This is a genomic window from Synechococcus sp. GFB01 (assembly GCF_001039265.1).
Taxonomy (GTDB): Bacteria; Cyanobacteriota; Cyanobacteriia; order PCC-6307; family Cyanobiaceae; genus NIES-981.
In genome coordinates this window covers 1-20,862 of sequence record NZ_LFEK01000006.1, presented here as the reverse complement: position 1 = coordinate 20,862, position 20,862 = coordinate 1, and the positions used below count along the sequence as shown (strand labels likewise).

The window sequence follows — 20,862 nt, the reverse complement described above, 5'->3', positions numbered from 1 at the left end:
TGCGGCGGAAGGGATTCCTCGGGATTCATCCGGATTCCTCAGCGAATCCATCGCCGTATTCCTCGGTAGCTCAGCGGTAGAGCGGTCGGCTGTTAACCGATTGGTCGCAGGTTCGAATCCCGCCCGGGGAGTTTTCCAGCCAGCCCCTCCGCCCGGATCGATCTCCGGGCCTCCCTGGCGCAATGGAGCGGATCAGCCGAGGGCCAGGCTGGCGCCTTGGTCCCTTTGCACAGAGCAACGGCGAATGCAACAAAAGCACTGGAAGATTTCCTGAAATTTTTGGCAGCGGCGCCAGGGGCGGACCGCCGTCAGCGCCGGTGGGCACTGGCAACCGGGAGCACCTGCCGGCCGCTCGGCCCCTGCCGCGGCCTGCGTGGCCGCTGGGCGAACAGTCCCGACTGGCCACAATGGGATCCGATCGGGCCGGCCAGTCCCGGCACGCCAACACTCGCACCAGACTTCGCCGAAGCGTGCCCTGAAGCCATGNAAACCCTGCATCCTGCTGATCGAGGACGACAGCGACATGCGTGAGCTGGTGGCCGGCCACCTGGAGCACGGCGGCTTCGACGTGCAGCGCGCCGAGGACGGCATCAAGGGCCAGGCCCTGGCCCTGCAGTTCACTCCCGACGTGATCCTGCTGGACCTGATGCTGCCGAAGGTGGACGGGCTCACCCTCTGCCAGCGGCTGCGGCGCGATGAACGCACCGCCAGGATCCCGATCCTGATGCTCACGGCCCTCAGCAGCACCAAGGACAAGGTGAGCGGCTTCAACTCCGGCGCAGACGATTACCTCGCCAAGCCCTTCGATCTCGAGGAGCTGATGGTGCGGGTGAAGGCCCTGCTGCGCCGCAGCGAGCGGGCGCCGCTGTCGGCAAAGCACAGCGAGATCCTCAGCTACGGCTGTCTCACCCTGGTGCCGGAGCGCTTCGAGGCGATCTGGTTCGACCAGCCGGTGCGGCTCACCCACCTGGAATTCGAGCTGCTGCACTGCCTGCTGCAGCGTCACGGCCAGACCGTGTCCCCCGCCCTGATCCTCAAGGAGGTGTGGGGCTACGAGCCCGACGACGACATCGAGACGATCCGCGTGCATGTGCGCCATCTGCGCACCAAGCTCGAGCCCGACCCGCGCAAACCACGCTTCATCAAGACCGTGTACGGGGCCGGTTACTGCCTGGAACTGCCCAGCGAGGACCAGCTCGCCGACCTGATCCCTCTGATCGACTCGGCCCGTCAGGCAAAGGCAGGCTGATGTCCGCGGCCTTCCCTAACCGCCCCAGCCGGCCAGCTCCAGCAGCGCCACCTCCCAGGCCAGCCGCGGCTGCACGTAGGCCTGCAGATGAGCGCGGAGGCGCTCCAGCCTCAGCAGCACGGCAGCCGGCTGGCCGCGGTTCCAGAGCGNCTGTTGCCACCACTGCAGCAACCACTGCTGCTGTTCACCATCGAGCGCCTCGCTGAGTTCGCGCGCCACCTCCAGGGCCTCCTGGGGATCACCGCTGCCGGTCAGGCCCAGCAGGCGCTCGGCCAGGCCGGGTGGCAAGGCCCGCCAGTGGAGCCGCTGCTCCAGCAACGCCCCGGGCGAGCCTGCCGCCAGCTGGAGCAGTTCGGAGGGATCGCCATCGCCTGCTGGAGCGTGCTCCGCGAGCACCTGCCGAAGCTCCGCCGCATCCAACCGCCCGAAGGGCACCACCTGGCAGCGGGAGCGGATCGTGCTGAGCAAGCGGTCGGCGGCGCTGGCGATCAGGATCAGCAGGCCATCACCGGGTTCCTCGAGAGTCTTGAGCAGGGCATTGGCGGCCGCTCGGCCATCGCCTCGGCTCCGTCGAGCACCACCAGGCAGCCGGGCGCCTCCAGCGGCCGCCGCGATAGGAAGCGGGTCACCTCGCGGATCTGCTCGAGGCGCAGCTGCGGGGCGGCCCGGCGACTGACGCCCGCCAGCTCAGCCTGCGAGCGCGGCACCAGCTGGCCCTTCTCCAGATAGGTGGGCTCCACCCAGAGCAGATCGGGGTGGTTGCCTTCGTGCAGACGGCGCCGCAGCCCCGGATCACCGGCCGGGCCGGCCAGCATCCCCTCCAGGAACCGCAGGGCGGCCAGACGGCGACCCACCCCATGGGGACCGGCGAACAGGTAGGCCGGGGCCAGCCGGCGTTGCTCCAGGGCGGCCTCGAGCAGGGTGCGGGCCTGACGGTGGCCCACCAGATCGGCGAAGACGGTGCTCATGGTCCCGGCCGGGTCATGGCGCCAATCCCCGCAGGGCGGCCTGACAGTCGGCGCTCACCTGGGCGTGATCGCGGTCGGCGGCGATGCGCGTCCAGCCGCGCTCGGCGGCGAGGCAGCGAAAGCCGGCCGCCACCCGCTCCAGGAATGGGGCGCCGGCGCCTCGATGCGATCGGCCGGCCGACCGCCGCGACGCCGCTGCGATTCGGCGAGGGGCAGATCAAGCCAGAGGGTGAGATCGGGCCGGAGACCGGCGGTGGCGATCGTCTCCAGCTGGGCGATCAGCCCCAGATCGAGGCCCCGACCATGCCCCTGATAGGCCGCGGTGGAGCCGCTGAAGCGATCGCTGAGCACCCAGTGGCCCGCCACCAGGGCAGGGCGGATCAGTTGCTCCACGTGCTGGGCCCGATCGGCGGCATAGAGCAGCAACTCGGCGCCACTGAGAGGGACAGCACCCTGGGGGGGATGGAGCAGCAGCTGGCGCAGGGCCTGACCCAGAGGGGTTCCGCCGGGCTCGCGGGTGACCACCACCCGGGCGCCGGGGGCCAGCAGGCCGCTGCCGGGCAGCCAGGCGCTCAGCGCCTGCAGCTGGGTGGTCTTGCCGCAGCCGTCGATGCCCTCCAGCACCACGAATCGGCCGGGCAGCCCATCGCGACCCATGGAATCAGCCATCCTTCAGCAGCAGGGCGTTGACCACCACGGTGATCGAGCTGAGGGCCATCAGCAGCGCGGCGAGGGGCGGGGTGAGCAGGATGCCGAAACCCGGCAGCAGCACCCCGGCGGCGATCGGCAGCACGAGCAGGTTGTAGCCGAAGGCCCAGACCAGGTTCTGGCGCACCTTGGCCATCGTGCTGCGGGCCAGCTGCAGGGCCGTTGCGATCGCCTCGAGCCGATCGCCCATCACCACAAGGGCGGCCGTCTCCCGGGCCACCTCGGTGCCCGTGCCCACGGCGATGCCCAGATCAGCCGCGGCCAGGGCCGGCGCGTCATTGATGCCGTCGCCCACCATCGCCACCGGAGCGCCAGCCTCCTCACGCCAGGCCAGGATCCGCTCCCACTTCTGCTCCGGGCTGAGCTCCCAGGCCAGGTCGGCCGCGCGGAAGCCGAGGCGCTGGCCCAACCGCTCCACAGCGCTGCGCCGATCACCACTGAGCAGCCCCAGCCCCAGCCCCTGCTCACGCAGGTGGCGCAGCAACGGTTCCGCATCTGGCCGGGGCTGGTCCTGCACAGCCACCAGACCGAGCGGCCGGCCCTGCCAGGACACTGCCAGAACGGTGGCCCCATCAGCCTCGAGCCGCTCCTGCTCAGCCAGCAGCTCCGGCGGCGGGCAGGGGGAGACCCAGCTCAGCCGCCCCACCCTGCAGGGGTGGCCGTCGAGCTCACCGCACACCCCCTGCCCCGCCGCAGTGCGGCAGTCGCTGGCGGGCAGGAGCGCCAATTCACGCTCCCGGGCCGCCTGCACCAGGGCGAAGGCCAGCGGGTGACGGGTGCTGGTCTCCAGGCTGGCCGCGAGCTGCAGCAGGCGTTCCGGGCTGGTGAAGGGCAGGGGCGCCAGGGCCGTGACCCGCGGGCGGCCGAGCGTGAGCGTGCCGGTCTTGTCGAACAGCACCGCTCCCAGCTCACTGGCGGTTTCGATCGCATCGCCCCCACGGAACAGCAGGCCGGCCCGGGCAGCCCGGCCGCAGCCCACGGCGATGGCGGTGGGGGTGGCCAGGCCGAGGGCGCAGGGGCAGGCCACCACCAGAACGGCGATCGCCAGCTGCATGCCCAGCGCCAGGGGGTCCGCGGCCGCAGCGCCGAAGCTGCCGTGGCCAGCGTGGCCGCCATGGGCCTGCAGAGCCGGGAGCACGGGCCAGATCCTCGGAGCAGCCAGCCACCAGAACAGCAGCGTGGCCAGGGCCAGCAGCAGCACGCCCAGGCAGAACCGGCCCGCGACCCGGTCGGCCAGGCCCTGAATCGGCGCCTTGCGGGCCTGGGCCTGCTCCACCAGATGAATGATCCGCGCGATGGCGCTGTCACGACCGGCGCGACTCACCTCCAGCTCCAGCGGCGCGTCGAGGTTGAGGGCGCCGGCGGCCAGGACGCTGCCCGGCACGGCCTGCACGGGCATCGGTTCACCGGTGAGGCCCGACAGATCAACAGCTGACTGCCCTGCCGCACCACCCCATCCACCGGCACCCGGCGCCCGGCAGCAGCTGCAGCCGATCCCCCGGCCTCAGCCCCCCCACCCGCACCTGGCGCGGCGGTCCCTGGTCCATCACCAGCAGGGCGGTGTCGGGCTGCAGAGCGGCCAGCTGCTGCAGCGCCCTGCCGGTGCCGTAGCGAGCTCGCTCCTCGAGAAACCGGCCCAGCAGGACGAACCCGAGCAGCATCACCGGCTCGTTGAAGTAGCAGGGCCAGCCGCTGCCCGGCCAGAGCCAGCCCACCACACTGGCCAGGTAGGCGCTGGCCATGCCCAGCCCCACCAGGCTGTCCATGCTGGGCTGGCCCGCCCGGAAAGCCTGGGCCCCCCGCAGCAGGATGGCCCGACCGGGTGCGGCCAGAGCCAGGCCGGCCACCAGGCCATGGAACCACTGGGCGGCCAGGAACCGNCCCGGNCCCAGCCAGGTCAGCTGCCCAGCCAGGGCCAGATGCCCCAGGCCGGACACGAGCAGCAGCAGCAGGGCCACCACCAACTCACGCCAGTGCTGCCACCAGCTGCGCTGAGCCAGGCGCTCGTGCAGGCCCGGCAGTGCGGCGCCATCCTCGCGAAGGCGAGCCTCGAAGCCGAGAGCGGCAAGAGCCTGCTGCAGCGGTGGCAGCAGCACCTCCGGAGGCAGCTGGGCAGCACGGGCCGGATCGACGCCCACCCAGGCGGTGCGGGTGAGCAGGTTGACGCTGGCCTGGTGCACCCCCGGTTGCTCCAGCAGGCGCTGCTCCACGGCCCGCACGCAGCCGCCGCATCGCATTCCCTCGATCTCGAGCAGCAGCGGCGCCACCGGCGCGGCCACGGGGGAAGCGGCAGTCAAGTCGTGAGCATCAGGTCGACGTCAGGCTAGGAACGCCGGCGAGCCACTCCGCGCGGATCCGCCAGGATGGCGTGGATCGTGCCCACCCACGCCGTGCCCCGCTCCCAGCGCAACGACAACTTCATCGACAAGAGCTTCACGGTGATGGCCGACCTGATCCTCAAGGTGCTGCCCACCAACCGCCGCGCCAAGGAAGCCTTCGCCTACTACCGCGACGCATGAGCGCCCAGGCCGACGCGAATACGCCGAAGCCCTGGAGAACTACGAGGAGGCGCTCAAGCTCGAGGACGACCCCAGCGATCGGGCCTTCATCCTCTACAACATGGCCCTGGTGTACGCCAGCAACGGCGAGCACCACAAGGCCCTCGCCACCTATGGCCAGGCGCTGGAGCTCAACAGCAAGATGCCCCAGGCGCTCAACAACATGGCGGTGATCCACCACCACCTGGCTCGATCGCCGAGGAGCAGGGTGACGCCGACGAGGCCGACCGTCAGTACGACCAGGCGGCCGACCTGTGGAGCAAGGCGATCCGGCTGGCCCCCAACAACTACATCGAGGCTCAGAACTGGCTCAAGACCAGTGGCCGCGGCAACGTGGACGTGTATTTCTGAGCTGGGTTCGCGCGGTCTGCGCGGCGCACTTAGGGCTCGGCGGGATCGANCGCCCAGAGCCGCCACCAGCGCTTCGGCCACCGTGCCGGCCTCCAGCAGTTCCAGGCCCAGCCCGGCGGCCGCGGCTGCCAGGCCGCTGCCCTTCGGCACCACCGNCCCGGGTGAAGCCCAGCCGGGCCGCCTCCTGCAGGCGCAGCTCCAGCTGACCCACCGGCCGCAGCTGACCGCCCAGGCCCAGCTCCCCCACGAGCACCGTGCCCGACGGCAAGGNCAGGTCGCGAAAACTGGCGACCACGGCGGCAGCCACACCCAGGTCAGCGGCGGGCTCCTCCACCTCCAGNCCCCCCGGCCACCGCCAGATAGCAATCGAAGCGTGACAGGGGCAGACCCAGGTGCTTCTCCAGCACCGCCAGGATCTGGTGCAGGCGGTTCACGGCGATGCCGGTGGCGCTGCGGCGCGGGCTGGCGTAGCTGGTGGTGCTCACCAGCGCCTGCAGCTCGACCACCAGCGGCCGCGTGCCCTCGCAGGCCACGATCGTGGCTGTGCCGCTGCTGGGCTCGCTGCCGCCCAGGAACAGTTCGCTGGGGTTGGTCACTTCCGCCAGTCCCCGGTCGCGCATCTCGAACACGCCGAGCTCGTGGGTGGCACCGAAGCGGTTCTTCACGGCCCGCAGCAGCCGGTGGCTGGCGAAGCGATCGCCCTCGAAGGTGAGCACCGCATCCACCAGGTGCTCCAGCACCTTGGGGCCGGCGAGCATCCCCTCCTTGGTCACGTGGCCCACCAGCAGCAGGGCCGTGTCCTGGCGCTTGGCGATGCGGGCCAGGGCGGCGGCGCACTCGCGCACCTGAGCCACCGACCCCGGGGCGCTGCCGAGCTGGGCGTCATGCAGGGCCTGGATGCTGTCGATGATGGCCACCGCCGGCCGCAGCGATTCCAGCTCCTGCAGCACCAGCTCAAGGTCGGTTTCCGCCAGCAGCTGAAAGTCGCCCGCGCCGGGACCGGCCAGAGGCCCGCCAGCATCACCAGCGGCGCTGTGACCGGCAGCATCGAGCTGGGCCAGCCGCCGCCAGCGCAGCTTCACCTGCTGGGCCGACTCCTCGGCACTCACATAGAGCACCGAGGCACGGGCGGCCATGGCACGGGCGCTCTGCAGCAGCAGCGTGCTCTTGCCGATCCCGGGATCACCCCCGAGCAGCACCAGGGATCCGGGCACCAGACCGCCGCCCAGCACCCGGTCGAGTTCCCCGTAGCCGCTGGCCAGGCGCTGCAGGCTCCGCTCCCCCACCGCCTGGATCGGCTCGGAGCGGCGTGGTCGGGCTGGCGGCTCCCCATCACCGGCCAGAGGGACAGGACGGCGACGGCGGTTGTCCGCCGCGGCGGGAGCGCTCTGCTCCACGAGGCTGTTCCAGCTGCCGCAGCTGCTGCAGCGCCCGAAGAACTGGCGGCTCAGGGCCCCGCATTCCGTGCAGCTGTAGGTCGAGGCGGGTCGGGCCACGGGGCGGTGGAGTGGCGATGGGGCGGCACTGTGAAGAAAGGCGTCGTTCGGTGAATCGAGCCCCCTCAGGCCTTTTCAGTGGTTGGGATCCGTTGTACTGCCACGCCGCCTCGATGACGGCCTCCGCCCCTGCCAAAGAAACCATCCTTGTCGTGGATGACGAGGCGAGCATCCGCCGGATCCTCGAGACCAGGCTGTCGATGATCGGCTACCGGGTGCTCACCGCCAGTGACGGGGTGGAGGCGCTGGAGCTGTTCCGCAGCCACCACCCCGACCTGGTGGTGCTCGACGTGATGATGCCCAGGCTGNGTGCAGGCGGTTCACGGCGATGCCGGTGGCGCTGCGGCGCGGGCTGGCGTAGCTGGTGGTGCTCACCAGCGCCTGCAGCTCGACCACCAGCGGCCGCGTGCCTCGCAGGCCACGATCGTGGCTGTGCCGCTGCTGGSCTCGCWGCGCCACGAKCGTGGCTGTGCCGCTGCTGGGCTCGCTGCCGCCCAGGAACAGTTCGCTGGGGTTGGTCACTTCCGCCAGTCCCCGGTCGCGCATCTCGAACACGCCGAGCTCGTGGGTGGCACCGAAGCGGTTCTTCACGGCCCGCAGCAGCCGGTGGCTGGCGAAGCGATCGCCCTCGAAGGTGAGCACCGCATCCACCAGGTGCTCCAGCACCTTGGGGCCGGCGAGCATCCCCTCCTTGGTCACGTGGCCCACCAGCAGCAGGGCCGTGTCCTGGCGCTTGGCGATGCGGGCCAGGGCGGCGGCGCACTCGCGCACCTGAGCCACCGACCCCGGGGCGCTGCCGAGCTGGGCGTCATGCAGGGCCTGGATGCTGTCGATGATGGCCACCGCCGGCCGCAGCGATTCCAGCTCCTGCAGCACCAGCTCAAGGTCGGTTTCCGCCAGCAGCTGAAAGTCGCCCGCGCCGGACCGGCCAGAGGCCCGCCAGCATCACCAGCGGCGCTGTGACCGGCAGCATCGAGCTGGGCCAGCCGCCGCCAGCGCAGCTTCACCTGCTGGGCCGACTCCTCGGCACTCACATAGAGCACCGAGGCACGGGCGGCCATGGCACGGGCGCTCTGCAGCAGCAGCGTGCTCTTGCCGATCCCGGGATCACCCCCGAGCAGCACCAGGGATCCGGGCACCAGACCGCCGCCCAGCACCCGGTCGAGTTCCCCGTAGCCGCTGGCCAGGCGCTGCAGGCTCCGCTCCCCCACCGCCTGGATCGGCTCGGAGCGGCGTGGTCGGGCTGGCGGCTCCCCATCACCGGCCAGAGGGACAGGACGGCGACGGCGGTTGTCCGCCGCGGCGGGAGCGCTCTGCTCCACGAGGCTGTTCCAGCTGCCGCAGCTGCTGCAGCGCCCGAAGAACTGGCGGCTCAGGGCCCCGCATTCCGTGCAGCTGTAGGTCGAGGCGGGTCGGGCCACGGGGCGGTGGAGTGGCGATGGGGCGGCACTGTGAAGAAAGGCGTCGTTCGGTGAATCGAGCCCCCTCAGGCCTTTTCAGTGGTTGGGATCCGTTGTACTGCCACGCCGCCTCGATGACGGCCTCCGCCCCTGCCAAAGAAACCATCCTTGTCGTGGATGACGAGGCGAGCATCCGCCGGATCCTCGAGACCAGGCTGTCGATGATCGGCTACCGGGTGCTCACCGCCAGTGACGGGGTGGAGGCGCTGGAGCTGTTCCGCAGCCACCACCCCGACCTGGTGGTGCTCGACGTGATGATGCCCAGGCTGGATGGCTACGGGGTCTGCCAGGAGCTGCGCAAGGAATCCGATATTCCGATCGTGATGCTCACCGCCCTCGGCGACGTGGCCGACCGGATCACCGGGCTAGAGCTGGGGGCCGACGATTATGTGGTGAAGCCCTTCAGCCCCAAGGAACTGGAGGCCCGCATCCGCTGCGTGCTGCGCCGGGTCGAGAAGGAGACCGTGGCCGGCATCCCCAATTCCGGCGTGATCACCGTGGGCGACCTGCGGATCGACACCAACAAGCGTCAGGTGTACCGGGGCGACGAGCGGATCCGCCTCACCGGCATGGAGTTCAGCCTGCTGGAACTGCTGGTGAGCCGCAGCGGCGAGCCCTTCAGCCGCGGCGAGATCCTCAAGGAGGTGTGGGGCTACACCCCCGAACGCCACGTGGACACCCGCGTGGTGGATGTCCATATCTCCCGGCTGCGCTCCAAACTGGAGGACGACCCNGCCAACCCCGAGCTGATCCTCACGGCTCGAGGCACCGGCTACCTGTTCCAACGCATCGTTGAACCCGTTGCCTCCGAAGGAGCCTGACAAGCGCACCAAGCCGAACCGGACGATCCGGCGGCTGGTGATCTGGTACCGGCGCAACGCCGCGGTCACCAGCCTGGTGGACACGGCCACCTCGGCCACATCAACGGCCAGCACGATCGCCGGAGCGGCGGTTTCCGGGGCCGGTTCGGTGGCCGGGTCGGTGGCGGGCGCGGCGACCTCGGCCGCCAACACGGTGCTGCAGCCGCTGGTGTTCGACCCGCTGCGGCGCCTGCAGCGCGGCCAGGGCGGCCCGGACGAGGACAGGCCGATTAGTGACGCCGACCGGCTCTGGGTGGCTGTGGACGGCATGGGTGGCGACCACGCCCCGGGGCCGATCCTGGAGGGATGCCTGCAGGCCGTGACGCGACTACCGCTGCGGGTTCGCTTCGTGGCGGAGGCCGCCCGGCTGGAGAGGGCCGTGGCCGAGCTGGGGCTTCAGGAGCTGCTGGATGACGCCCTGCGCCGCGGCCTGATCGAACTGGTGCCCAGCGGCCCCTCGGTGGAGATGCACGAGGAGGCCACGGTGGTGCGCAGGAAGCGCGACGCCAGCATCAACATGGCCATGGACCTGGTGAAGCAGGGCCAGGCCACCGCGGTGTATTCAGCCGGCAACTCCGGTGCGGTGATGGCATCGGCGATCTTCCGCCTGGGTCGGCTCAAGGGCATCGACCGGCCGGCCATCGGCGCCCTCTTCCCCACCCGCGACCCCGAGCAGCAGGTGCTGGTGCTCGACGTGGGCGCCAACATGGACTGCAAGCCCGAGTGGCTGCTGCAGTTCGCCCTGCTGGGCAACATCTACAGCCGCGACGTGCTGCAGGTGGAGCAGCCCCGCATCGGCCTGGTGAACATCGGCGAAGAGGAGTGCAAGGGGAACGATCTCTGCCTGCGCACCTACCCGCTGCTGGCGGCGGAACCCCGCTTCCGCTTCGCCGGCAACTGCGAAGGACGCGACATCCTCTCAGGCGCGTTCGATGTGGTGGTATGCGACGGCTACACCGGCAACGTGCTGCTCAAGTTCCTCGAGAGCGTCGGCAGCGTGCTGCTCGATGTGATCAAGGCGGAGCTGCCCCGCGGCCGCCGCGGCAAGGTCGGCTCAGCGTTCCTGATCAACAACCTCCGCCGCATCAAGAAACGCCTCGATCACGCCGAACATGGCGGCGCCCTGCTGCTCGGTGTGGATGGCATCTGCGTGATCGGGCACGGCAGCAGCAGGACCCTCTCGGTGCTCAGCGCCCTGCGGCTGGCCCATTCGGCCGCCAGCCATGGCGTCATGGAGGATCTCCATGCCCTCAGCGGCGAGGGCAGCACCATTGCCTGTGGTTGACTGAAGCCCAACTTGCGGGCTGATCCCGGTGGCGCTGGGCCAGGAGGGCAGAGTCGGGGCACCCCACGGCATGGCCGCCCTCCATGGCATGGCCGCACTCCATGGGATGGCCCTGGTGGGCTGCGGAAGCGCCGCTCCGGCGATCAGCATCAGCAACCAGCAGCTCAGCGAGCGGGTCGACACCTCCGACGACTGGATCCGCAGCCGCACCGGCATCGGCGCCCGCCGCATCGCCTCGGCGGATGAACCGCTCACCGAGCTGGCCAGCCGTGCCGCACGCGCCGCCCTCGATCACGCCGGCTGGGCCCCCGGGGATCTGGACCTGATCCTGCTGGCGACCTCCAGCCCCGACGACCTGTTCGGTACCGCACCGCGGGTGCAAGGGGCCCTGGGGGCCATGAATGCGGTGGCCTTCGATCTCACCGCCGCCTGCAGCGGCTTCCTGTTCGCCCTGATCACGGCCGCGCAGTACATCGCCACGGGTGCCGTGCGCCGCTCCCTGGTGATCGGTGCCGATCAGCTCAGCCGCTGGCTCGACTGGAACGATCGCCGCACCTGCGTGCTGTTCGGTGACGGGGCCGCCGCCGTGGCGGTGGAAGCCTGCCCGGTGAGCGAGACCGGGTTGCTGGGATTCCGCATGCGCTCCGACGGCAGTCGCTACGCCTGCCTCACCCTGGCCCAGACCGATGGTCGTGAAACCCTGCTGCCGGGGGTCTCCACCCAGAAGGGCGGCTTTGCGCCGATCTTCATGAATGGCCAGGAGGTCTACAAGTTCGCCGTGCGGGAGGTTCCCCAGCTGCTCGGGGAGGTGCTGGCGGCCACCGGCACCCCTGCGGATCAGGTGGACTGGCTGCTGCTGCACCAGGCCAACCAGCGGATTCTCGATGCAGTGGCCGATCGCTTCGCCGTGCCGCACGAGCGGGTGCTCAGCAATCTGGCCCACTACGGCAACACCTCCGCCGCCACGATCCCGCTGATGCTGGATGAGGCCGTCAGGGATGGCCGCATCCAGCCTGGCCAGCTGCTGGCCAGCAGCGGCTTCGGTGCGGGACTGAGCTGGGGGGCCGCCCTGCTGCGCTGGGACGGGCCCCGCGGCTGAGGTCCGGGGCGTCGGACAGCCCGGGCCTTAATCTCCAGCCCACGGATGCGGAGAGCAGCGGCATGGGCATCGCCTGGATGTTTCCCGGCCAGGGGTCCCAGAAGCCGGGCATGGCCGTGGCCGTGATGGAGCTGCCGGGAGCCGGCCAGCGCTTCGATCAGGCCTCCGAACTGCTCGGCCGCGACCTGCAGGCGATCATCGCCGGCACGGCCGAGGGTGATCTCGCCGATCTCAACGACACCCGCAACACCCAGCCGGCCCTGTTCGTGGTGGAAAGCCTGCTGGTGGACGGGCTGAAGGCCCAGGGCCGCCGGGCCGATCTGGTGGCCGGCCACAGCCTCGGTGAACTGGTGGCCCTCTACGCGGCCGATGTGTTCGACGCGGCGACGGCCCTGCGGCTGATCAGGACCCGCAGCGAACTGATGGCCGGCGCCGGCGGTGGCGCCATGACCGCCGTGATGGGCTTTGACCGGACCGAACTGGAGGCCCTGGTGGCGGCGACCGAGGGGGTGGTGATCGCCAACGACAACAGCAGCGCCCAGGTGGTGCTCTCCGGCACGCCGGCTGCGGTGGCGAGCGTGAGCAGCCAGATCAGCTGCAAGCGCGCCGTTCCCCTGGCGGTGAGCGGCGCCTTCCATTCCCCCTTCATGGCCGAGGCGGCCGCAGCCTTTGCGGCCGAGCTGGAGGCGGTGCCCTTCGCCGATGCCAGCATCCCGGTGCTCAGCAACACCGACCCCACCCCGGCGACCAGCGGGGCGGTGCTCAGGCAGCGCCTGCGCAACCAGATGACCACTGGCGTGCGCTGGCGCGAAACGATGGAGGCCTTCCATGCCGCCGGCATCGACACCGCCGTGGAGATCGGCCCGGGAACGGTGCTGAGCGGACTGATCAAACGGAGCTGCGAGGGGATCACCACCGCCCAGATCAGCAGCGCCGCCGATCTGGGCCTGTGAGCGGCCGGGTCAAGCGCCTGCTGCGCCGGCGGCGGCGGGCCGAGCCCCCCGCCCTGATCCGCACGCCACGGCCCAGCCTCACCTACCGGCTGATCAGCTATCTGCTCGTGTTTCCGGTGTTCCGGGTGCTGTTCCGCGGTCGCACGGCCGGCAACGCCAATGTGCCCCGGGAGGGAGCCCTGGTGGTGGTGGCCAACCACGGCTCCCACCTCGATCCGCCCCTGCTCGGCCATGCTCTGGGACGACCCGTGGCCTTCATGGCCAAGGCCGAACTCTTCCGGGTACCCCTGCTCGGCCCCATCATCCGTGCCTGTGGCGCCTACCCCGTGGCCCGAGGAGCCAGCGACCGGGAGGCGATCCGCACGGCCACCGACCGGCTCGAGGAGGGCTGGGCCACCGGCGTGTTCATCGACGGCACGCGCCAGCGTGACGGGCGAGTCAATCATCCCCAGCCCGGGGCAGCCCTGCTGGCGGCGCGGGCCGGCGTGCCGATGCTGCCCGTGGCGATCATCAACAGCAACCGGGCCCTCGGCCCAGGCGGACAGGGCCTGCGGCTGGTACCGGTGCACATCCGCATCGGCACCCCCATTCCCCCGCCGGCATCGCGGCGGCGACCGGATCTGGAGGCCGCGACCCGGGCCTGCCAGGAGCAGATCAACGCTCTGCTCGATCAGGGACTGATCCAGGGTCGCCGTCTGGCCCCAGCCAGCCGGGCAGGTGCGCTGCCGCCCAGCCCCTGAGATCACGGCCGCTCAGCACCCACAGCGCGGCCCTGAGACCATCGCTCCAGACCTTGCGCCGGCCCTCCGGCACGCACCGATCACCGCAGTCCACCGGCACGGGCGTGAGATGGATGCCGCGGCTGCCGGCCACGATCCTCCCCACCAGCAGGGCCCGCTCCATGTGGTCGCTGCTGGTCACCAGCAGGGCATGACGGATGCGGGCACGGCGCAGGTCATCGACCAGGGAGGTGAAGTTGGAGAGGGTGTCGCGGGCCCGGTAATCGAGTTGCACCTGACCGGGTGGCAGGCCCTGGCGCTGCTCGAACAGCCACTGGGCGTACTCCGGATTGCTCCCACCGCTCACCACCACCGGCAGACCGCGCTGCTGGGCGAGCTCGGCGGCCCGCCGCTCCCGCGCCAGGTCGCCACCCAGCACCAGGATCAGCTGGGCCGGAGGCGGCGCCGGCCACCACCAGCCGCGCGACAGCCACAGCAGCGCAAGACCGAGCAGGCCGGGCAGCAGCCACCAGCGCCGCGGTGAGCGTCGGCGTGGTGGCCGTCGAGGTGGCGACGGTCGCCGCTGCAGCCGGCGCTGTTGCCGGGGCGACGCGCGCTCGCGGGCGCTCACGACGACACCACCGGCCCGGCGACCGGCGAGGTGGGATACAGGGGAAGCACCGGCTGCCACGGGGCAGGCAGACCCCGGGCGCCGGCCTCGATGGAGAGGTCGAGCAACTGGTCGAGATCGTCGGGCAGCCGCACCTCGAGAGGGCGCCGGGGACCCTCGCCCAGGCCGGCGAGCGAGGGCAGCAGATGCGGCGCCTTCAGCTCGGCCATGCCCCCCAGGGCGCCGCTCTCCGGCGCATAGAGACCGGCCACCACCCCCCGGCGGGGCAGGTCCTGGGTGAGCCAGGTGGGCCCCTGGAGCTGCAGCCGCCGGGCCGCCAGCAGATAACTGCTGAAACCATCGAGCGGCAGCTGCAGCTGCTGGGCGAGGGTGCGGGCCAGCACCACGCTGAGACGGGTGCCGGTGAAACCGCCCGGACCGGTGGCCACGGCCAACCGCGCCAGCCGGGGCCACTGATCCGCCGGCAGCAGCTGCTCCACGCAGCTCAGCAGGGCATTGGCCAGGGAGCGCCCGAGCGGGAAGGCGGCGGTGCGCCGCCGCGGCTCAGATCCACTCTCCAGGGCGCACACACCCACCCCGAGCGTCTCCGAGGAGCTGTGCAGGGCCAGCAGCCAGCTCATCCGGGCACCGGCAGGTCGGGGCGCAGCAGCCGCCAGCGGTCCGGCTCGGCCAGAAAACTTCCACAGGAGCGCACATCCCACTCCACGCCCACGCCGCCAGCCGGCAGATCGAGCACCTGCACATGGATGCGGGGCTGGTCGGGGGTGAAATCCGGTGCCGCACTGAGGTGCGGCACCCCGTGCTGGCGCTCCACAGCGTGGTAGGCCTGGCAACGGTCGACCCAGTGGCAATCCACGCAGATGCACATGCCGGCCACCGGACTCCAGGACCCCATTGTGACCGCCGCCTGGAGCGGCGGGGACGGAAGCCTCAGCCCCGATGCCCTGGCGGATCTGGCCGCACGCCTGTGGCAGCGACTGGCACCGCGGCAGTGGCCCCTGCCTCTTGAGGCCCTGCCCGCCGGCACCGCCCTGGTGGGAGGAGCGGTGCGCGACGCCCTGCTGGGCCGGCTGCAACCCAGGCCGGACCTCGACCTGGTGGTTCCTCAGGGGGCCATCGATCTCTGCCGCAGGCTGGCGGCGCGGCTGGACGGCAGCTGCGTGGTGCTGGACCCGGAGCGCGACATCGCCCGCCTGGTGCTGCGCGGCTGGACCATCGACCTGGCCCGCTGCGATGGGCACGACCTCAGCCAGGATCTGCGCCGCCGCGACTTCACGGCCAACGCCATCGCCCTGCCCCTGGCGAGCGGTGCCGTGCCGCTCGACCCGACCGGTGGGCTGGCCGATCTGGCCCGCGGCCGGCTCGTGGCGGTGAGTGAAGTCAACCTGCTGGACGATCCCCTGCGGCTGCTGCGGGGCCTGCGGCTGAGCTGCGAGCTGGACCTGCCCCTGGATGCCGCCAGCCGCGGCTGGATTCACACCCATGCCGCTCGCCTCGCGGAGGTGGCCGGGGAGCGGGTGCTGGCCGAAGTGGAGAAGCTGGCGGGTCTGCCCCGGGGTGATCGCGGTCTGCAGGCCGTGATGGACGCCAGGCTGCTGGAGCCTTGGGGAGCTGCGAGCCAGCCTGGCCTGCCGCTGGCGGGCCTCGGCCTGCAGGCCGCCGCAGAGCGCCAGCTGACGCCGGTCGAAACCGCCGCCGCCCTGCCGCTGGCGCGGCTGGCCTCTCTGCTCGATGGCCCAGCGCTGGCAGGGCTCCACGCCAGCCGCCGCCTGCAGCAGGGCTGCCAGCGGCTTCGCTTCTGGTGCGGGATCCTGCACGGCAGCGATGGGGATCTTGATCGGCTGGAGGAAGCGGTGCGACTGCAGCTGCAGCGCGAACTGGAGCACGACCTCCCCGCCCTCCTGCTGACGCTGCCGCTGTCCGGTGCCGGCAGCGCCCTGATGCGCTGGCGCGATCCGGCCGATCCCCTGTTCCACCCGCGCCCTCCCCTGGACGGTCACCAGCTGCAGGGGGCTCTGGCTCTGGCCCCCGGCCGGGAGCTCGGGGAACTGCTGCAGCACCTGATGCTGGAGCGGGCCTTCGGCCGGCTGCCGGCAGGCGGCGAGGCGGCTGCCGCCGACGCCGTGGCAGCGGCGCGGCACTGGCTGGCCGGTCGGCATGATTAACTGCACGTGCAACGGCGTGAATCAGAGGTCCGTTTCCTCCAGTTCTTCTCCTGAAGAGGGTTCTTCCTCGCCCTGCTGAACAGTTCTCTCCCTTCTCTTCCATGAGCGTGCGTCTTTATGTCGGCAACCTGCCGCAGACTTTCGATGTCCAGGAGCTCGATGCCCTGTTCAGCAGCGTTGGAGAAGGGGTGCGCTTCAAAGCGGTGAACGACCGTGACACCGGCGTCTGCCGCGGTTTCGGCTTCGCCAACGTGACCGACCAGAACCTGGCCGAGGCTGTGATCGAGCAGCTGAACGGCAGGGAATTCGGGGGCAACAGCCTGCGCATCGAGATCTCCGAGCGCCGCGAGGAGCGGCGCGGCAGCGGCGCGGCCGATCGCCGCGGCCCCGCCGTTTCCACCGGCTCGCTGCGCAAAGCCGTGAACAAGGTGGTGCACGCCGACGATGTGGACCGCGAAGGCCCCGATCCCCGCTGGGCCGGCGAACTGGCCAAGCTCAAGCAGCTGCTCGCCAACCAGACCGCTGCCGTCTGAATCCCTCAGCTGGGACTGGCGCGGGCACCGGATCCGGCTGCTGCAGGCCGGTCCCGCCGATGCGGCAGCGACCGTGCTGCTGGTGCATGGCTTCGGCGCCAGTGCGGAGCACTGGCGGCACACGCTGCCGGCCCTGGCCCCCCGGCTGCGGGTTCTGGCGATCGACCTGCTCGGATTCGGTGCGAGCGACAAACCCGATTCGCGCCTCAGCGATGAGCCGGAACGGCCTGGGGCGGTGCATTACTGCTTCGACCTCTGGGCCGAGCAGGTGCTGGATGCCCTCCGGGAGCTGACCCCCTGGCCGCCCCGGCGACCGCTCCATCTGATCGGCAATTCGATCGGTGGCATGGTGGCCCTCACGGCAGCCTGCAGGCTCCAGCAGCAGGGCATCCCGCTCAGCCAGGTGGTGCTGATCGACTGCGCCCAGCGCACCCTCGACGACAAGCGAGCCGCCGAGCGGCCCTGGTGGGAACGCAGCGGGCGACCGCTGCTGAAGGCTCTCGTGCGCCAGCGGGCCGTGGTCGCGCCGCTGTTCCGGCTCCTGGCCCAGCCGGCGGCAATCCGCCGGGTGCTGGCCGTGGCCTACCCCAGCGGCGCNAACGTGGATGCCGAACTGTTGGAGTTGCTGCACCGGCCCAGCACCAGCCCCGGTGCCAGCGAGAGCTTTCGCGGCTTCGTGAATCTGTTCGACGACCACCTCGCGCCGCAGTTGCTGGAGCAGCTCAGCCGGCGTCAACCGACCATTCCGGTGCGCCTGCTCTGGGGCGGGTCCGACCCCTGGGAGGATCCTGCCGAGGCGCGCCGCTGGGCCGCCACCTTCTCCTGCATCCGCGACCTGGAGGTGCTGCCGGGCCTGGGTCACTGTCCCCACGACGAGGCACCCGAGCAGGTGAACCCAATCCTGCTGCGCTGGCTGCAGACAACCTAGCGGGCCTGGGCCACCAGATAGGAGAAGGGAAGATCCAGAAGCTTGCCGGCCCTTGGCACGAAGGCCCGATGGTTGAACACGTCGTAGCCGTGCTGCTCGATCACATCGAGGATGCCCCGATAGAGCCGCAGTGAGGCCCACACCGGCCAGCGGNCATCGGGGNCCAGCCAGCGCACCCCGGCCTCGGAGCGTGCGAACCAGCTGCGGGCACGGTCCAGCTGGAAGCGCATCAACTCGCGCCAGTTGTCGTTGACGACGCCGGCCAGCAAGTCGGCTTCGCTGTAGCCGAAGCGCTGGAGCTCATCCTGCGGCAGGTAGATGCGGCCCCTTGCCCGATCTTCACCCACATCGCGGAGGATGTTGGTGAGCTGGTTGGCGATCCCAAGGGCCACCGCCGCCTCGGAGGTGTCGGGCCGCTCGCTCCACGGGGCCGAGGTGTAGGCGGGATCCACGCCCATCACCTCCTGGGTCATCAGCCCCACCGTGCCGGCGACCCGGTAGCAGTAGAGCTCGAGCTCGGCGAAGTTGGCGTAGCGGTGCTTGTGCAGATCCATCCGCATGCCCTCGATCATGTCGAGGTAGGGCTGGATGGGCTGGGGATACCGGGCCAGGGTGTCGCGCAGCACCAGATCCAGGCCATCCCGCACCCGGCCGGCGAACAGCTCCCGCGTGCGCTCCTCCCAGGCATCCAGACGGGCGGCCAGTTCGCTGACCGGCCTGGCCTGGGCCTCCGGGCTGTCCATCAGCTCATCGGTGCGCCGACACCACACGTAGATGGCCCAGATGGCCCGCCGCTTGGCCGGGGGCATGAGCAGCGTGCCCAGATAGAAGGTCTTGGCCCACTGCGCTGTTTCCAGCCGGCAGGACTCATAGGCCTGCTCGAGGCTGGGCAATCCGGAACTGGCGGGGGCCGAAGGCACGAGCGCGATCAGGCGNCGACCGCCAAGGGGGATTCGGCGATCGCCCGGGCGCAGAGCTTGCCGCTGAGCACAGCACCCTCCATCGATGCCAGATAGCGCTGCATCGTGTAGTCACCAGCCAGGAAGAAATTGGCGATCGGCGAGGCCTGATCGGGCCGCAGCTTCTGGCAGCCGGGCACGGTCTTGTAGACCGACAATGGCGTCTTCACCACGATCGCCTTGCGCAGACGGGCCTGATCCTCACCGGTGAAGTGCTGCGGGAACAGCCGCTTGAGCTCCTCCAGCGTGGCAGCCACGATGTCGTCGTCACTGCGACCGATCCAGTCNTTCGCCGGAGCGAAGACGAGCTCCAGCATCGAACGGTCGGGATCCGCATATTCACGGCAGGTGTTGCTCATGTCGGCATACACGCTCAACAGAGGGCTCCGGCTGAACAGCAGGTGATCGATGGCGGTGAGCTTGCGGTCGAACCAGAGGTGGATGTTGATCACCGGCACCCCGTCGAGACCGTCCAGCTTCTGGAAGTAGGGCAGCTGCTTCCAGGGCTCCGGCAGCAGAAGCTTGAGGGGATCCACCGGCAGGGCGCTCACGTAGNCGTCGGCCTGGATGGTGCGACTCTCCTGTCCCTTGATNCCGCCGATGCGGAAGCCGCTCACGGTGCCATCGGCGTTGAGCTCGATCTCACGCAGAGGTGCATCCAGATGGACCTCGCCGCCGCGGGCCGTGATCGAATCCACGATCGGCTGGCAGAGACGCTGGGGGGGNATTGCCATCGAGGAAGGCCATCTTCGAACCATCACTCTCCTGCAGGAAACGATTGAGTGCGGTCAGCACGACAGTGCTGGAGATCTCATCGGGATCGATGAAGTTGAGCGCCTTGGCCATGGCGATGAACACCTCATCGTTGACGCGCTCTGGAATGTTGTGCAGACGCAGCCATTCCGTCCAGGAGTAGCGATCACACTCCTCCACATAGGGCTGACCCCGCAGCATCGCCGGGATGAGCCCNTTGGCGAAGGCGATCTTCTCGGGCCAGCTGAGCATGTCGTTGTTGCCCAGGATCGCTGCCACACCATTGAAGGGGNCCGGAATGTCCGGGAAATCGAATCGGCTGTAACTGCCGGGGTTCTCCCGCTGATTGAAGATCATCGAATGGCTCTTCCACTGGAGCCGGTCCTCGATGTTGAGCTCAGCGAAGAGCTGCCGCATGTTGCGGTAGGCGCCGAAGAAGATGTGCAGACCGGTCTCATACCAGTCGCCATCCTCGTCCTGCCAGGCAGCCACCTTGCCGCCGAGCACGTCGCGGCCCTCGAGCACGATCGGCGTATGGCCGGCGTCGCAGAGGTACTTGGCACAGGCCAGGCCGGCCAGGCCGGCACCGGCGATGGCGACGCGCATATCCAGCGGAAAAACCAGTCGCAACCATAGAGGGATCGCCGCCCTCACCTCGAACCGGGCCCCGGTTCCTAAAGTCATGGTTCCGGGCGCCGTTCCACGAGCCATGGCCGACCTCCTGCTCAAGTCCACCACCCGCCACGTGCGGCTGTTCACGGCCAGGGTTGAAGGCGGTGATCTGGTCCCAGACCCCAGCCAGCTCACCCTCGACGTGGATCCCGACAATGAATTCCTGTGGGAGGCTTCGGTGCTCGAGAAGGTTCAGCAGCGTTTTCGAGAACTGGTCGCAGCCCACGCCGGTGCCGAGCTGAGCGAGTACAACCTGCGCCGCATCGGCTCGGAGCTGGAGGGCACGATCCGGCAGCTCCTGCAGGCCGGTGAACTGCGCTACAACCCGGATTGCAGGGTGCTCAACTACTCCATGGGCCTGCCGCGCACACCGAGAATCTGTGACCGCTCCGCAGCCGCACCGATGTGAAGGTGCGGCGCGAGGGTAATACGCTCAATGCGCCGGGCGCGGTGACGACACGGTCGGCGTGACGGGGCTGCTGGCCTGGATCCGCGCGATGAACGCCGCCAAGGTG

The 20,862-nt window shown here is 70.2% G+C and carries 14 protein-coding genes, 1 tRNA gene and 8 pseudogenes; 13 read left to right on the top strand and 10 right to left on the bottom strand.

What is annotated here, in order from left to right; genetic code table 11:
- The first annotated feature begins 59 nt into the window (after nt 1–59).
- Nucleotides 60–131: transfer RNA gene (locus tag SYNGFB01_RS00880), tRNA-Asn, on the top strand.
- Between the two features lie 344 nt (nt 132–475).
- Nucleotides 476–1,249, top strand: coding sequence for a response regulator transcription factor (locus SYNGFB01_RS00875; protein WP_255347514.1), 774 nt, complete (start codon nt 476–478; stop codon nt 1,247–1,249).
- A 15-nt stretch (nt 1,250–1,264) separates the two neighbouring features.
- On the opposite strand, the pseudogene SYNGFB01_RS00870 reads toward SYNGFB01_RS00875, so the two are convergent.
- From SYNGFB01_RS00870 to SYNGFB01_RS00860, 3 pseudogenes are all read right to left on the bottom strand, one after another.
- Nucleotides 1,265–2,217, bottom strand: a pseudogene (locus SYNGFB01_RS00870) (DNA polymerase III subunit delta').
- 13 nt (nt 2,218–2,230) lie between these two features.
- Nucleotides 2,231–2,859: pseudogene (tmk, locus tag SYNGFB01_RS00865) on the bottom strand (dTMP kinase).
- A gap of 19 nt (nt 2,860–2,878) precedes the next feature.
- A pseudogene (locus SYNGFB01_RS00860) lies at nt 2,879–5,162 on the bottom strand (heavy metal translocating P-type ATPase).
- Nucleotides 5,163–5,315: 153 nt separating this feature from the next.
- Here SYNGFB01_RS00860 and SYNGFB01_RS00855 point away from each other — a divergent pair.
- Nucleotides 5,316–5,834 (top strand): annotated as a pseudogene (locus SYNGFB01_RS00855) (photosystem I assembly protein Ycf3).
- Nucleotides 5,835–5,885: 51 nt separating this feature from the next.
- On the opposite strand, the pseudogene radA (SYNGFB01_RS00850) reads toward SYNGFB01_RS00855, so the two are convergent.
- Nucleotides 5,886–7,330, bottom strand: a pseudogene (gene radA / locus SYNGFB01_RS00850) (DNA repair protein RadA); the annotation flags it as partial.
- A 113-nt stretch (nt 7,331–7,443) separates the two neighbouring features.
- On the opposite strand from radA (SYNGFB01_RS00850), the pseudogene SYNGFB01_RS12770 reads away from it, so the two are divergent.
- Nucleotides 7,444–7,650 (top strand): annotated as a pseudogene (locus SYNGFB01_RS12770) (response regulator); the annotation flags it as partial.
- On the opposite strand, the pseudogene radA (SYNGFB01_RS00845) reads toward SYNGFB01_RS12770, so the two are convergent.
- Nucleotides 7,640–8,751: pseudogene (gene radA, locus SYNGFB01_RS00845) on the bottom strand (DNA repair protein RadA); the annotation flags it as partial. The pseudogenes SYNGFB01_RS12770 and radA (SYNGFB01_RS00845) overlap by 11 nt on opposite strands.
- A 113-nt stretch (nt 8,752–8,864) precedes the next feature.
- Here radA (SYNGFB01_RS00845) and rpaB point away from each other — a divergent pair.
- From rpaB to SYNGFB01_RS00820, 5 genes are all read left to right on the top strand, one after another.
- Nucleotides 8,865–9,611, top strand: coding sequence for a response regulator transcription factor RpaB (gene rpaB, locus SYNGFB01_RS00840; RefSeq protein WP_048016527.1), 747 nt, complete (start codon nt 8,865–8,867; stop codon nt 9,609–9,611).
- Nucleotides 9,592–10,935 carry a phosphate acyltransferase PlsX gene (plsX, locus tag SYNGFB01_RS00835; protein WP_048016526.1) on the top strand — a complete coding sequence of 448 codons (1,344 nt, stop codon included), beginning with the start codon at nt 9,592–9,594 and terminating at the stop codon, nt 10,933–10,935. The genes rpaB and plsX overlap by 20 nt, the downstream gene beginning before the upstream one ends.
- A 106-nt stretch (nt 10,936–11,041) precedes the next feature.
- Nucleotides 11,042–12,034 (top strand): beta-ketoacyl-ACP synthase III, encoded by a 993-nt coding sequence (locus SYNGFB01_RS00830; RefSeq protein ID WP_048016559.1) that lies wholly within the window; start codon nt 11,042–11,044, stop codon nt 12,032–12,034.
- A 62-nt stretch (nt 12,035–12,096) separates the two neighbouring features.
- Nucleotides 12,097–12,987: an ACP S-malonyltransferase gene (gene fabD / locus SYNGFB01_RS00825; protein ID WP_048016525.1), complete on the top strand. Its 891-nt coding sequence runs from the start codon at nt 12,097–12,099 to the stop codon at nt 12,985–12,987.
- Nucleotides 12,984–13,727, top strand: a complete 744-nt coding sequence (locus tag SYNGFB01_RS00820; protein ID WP_235299839.1) for a 1-acyl-sn-glycerol-3-phosphate acyltransferase — start codon at nt 12,984–12,986, stop codon at nt 13,725–13,727. Before fabD ends, SYNGFB01_RS00820 begins: the two co-directional genes overlap by 4 nt.
- Here SYNGFB01_RS00820 and SYNGFB01_RS00815 read toward each other — a convergent pair.
- The 3 genes from SYNGFB01_RS00815 to SYNGFB01_RS00805 form a co-directional block, all read right to left on the bottom strand.
- On the bottom strand, nt 13,642–14,202 hold the full coding sequence (locus tag SYNGFB01_RS00815) for a YdcF family protein (RefSeq protein ID WP_152669453.1): 561 nt from the start codon (nt 14,200–14,202) through the stop codon (nt 13,642–13,644). The genes SYNGFB01_RS00820 and SYNGFB01_RS00815 overlap by 86 nt on opposite strands.
- A 131-nt stretch (nt 14,203–14,333) precedes the next feature.
- Nucleotides 14,334–14,957, bottom strand: coding sequence for a tRNA (adenosine(37)-N6)-threonylcarbamoyltransferase complex dimerization subunit type 1 TsaB (gene tsaB / locus SYNGFB01_RS00810; protein ID WP_048016524.1), 624 nt, complete (start codon nt 14,955–14,957; stop codon nt 14,334–14,336).
- A complete protein-coding gene (locus SYNGFB01_RS00805) occupies nt 14,954–15,205 on the bottom strand; it encodes a Ycf34 family protein (RefSeq protein WP_048016556.1) in 252 nt (83 codons plus the stop codon). The genes tsaB and SYNGFB01_RS00805 overlap by 4 nt, the downstream gene beginning before the upstream one ends.
- Between SYNGFB01_RS00805 and SYNGFB01_RS00800 the strand changes: the two genes are divergently transcribed.
- The 3 genes from SYNGFB01_RS00800 (at nt 15,204) to SYNGFB01_RS00790 (ending at nt 17,963) form a co-directional block, all read left to right on the top strand.
- Complete coding sequence (locus SYNGFB01_RS00800; RefSeq protein WP_152669449.1) at nt 15,204–16,502, top strand: CCA tRNA nucleotidyltransferase; 1,299 nt, start codon at nt 15,204–15,206, stop codon at nt 16,500–16,502. The two genes, SYNGFB01_RS00805 and SYNGFB01_RS00800, sit on opposite strands and share 2 nt — an antisense overlap.
- A 101-nt stretch (nt 16,503–16,603) precedes the next feature.
- Complete coding sequence (locus tag SYNGFB01_RS00795) at nt 16,604–17,035, top strand: RNA-binding protein (RefSeq protein WP_048016523.1); 432 nt, start codon at nt 16,604–16,606, stop codon at nt 17,033–17,035.
- Nucleotides 17,036–17,108: 73 nt separating this feature from the next.
- On the top strand, nt 17,109–17,963 hold the full coding sequence (locus SYNGFB01_RS00790; protein ID WP_235299838.1) for an alpha/beta fold hydrolase: 855 nt from the start codon (nt 17,109–17,111) through the stop codon (nt 17,961–17,963).
- Here SYNGFB01_RS00790 and SYNGFB01_RS00785 read toward each other — a convergent pair.
- Both SYNGFB01_RS00785 and pds read right to left on the bottom strand, forming a co-directional pair.
- A complete protein-coding gene (locus tag SYNGFB01_RS00785) occupies nt 17,960–18,892 on the bottom strand; it encodes a phytoene synthase (RefSeq protein ID WP_048016522.1) in 933 nt (310 codons plus the stop codon). The genes SYNGFB01_RS00790 and SYNGFB01_RS00785 overlap by 4 nt on opposite strands.
- Nucleotides 18,892–20,281: pseudogene (gene pds, locus SYNGFB01_RS00780) on the bottom strand (15-cis-phytoene desaturase). The gene SYNGFB01_RS00785 and the pseudogene pds overlap by 1 nt, the downstream one beginning before the upstream one ends.
- Nucleotides 20,282–20,384: 103 nt before the next feature.
- Between pds and SYNGFB01_RS00775 the strand changes: the two are divergent.
- The gene (locus SYNGFB01_RS00775; protein ID WP_048016521.1) at nt 20,385–20,756 is read left to right on the top strand and encodes an NAD(P)H-quinone oxidoreductase subunit M; all 372 of its coding nucleotides are present in this window, start codon (nt 20,385–20,387) and stop codon (nt 20,754–20,756) included.
- Nucleotides 20,757–20,862: the final 106 nt, after the last annotated feature.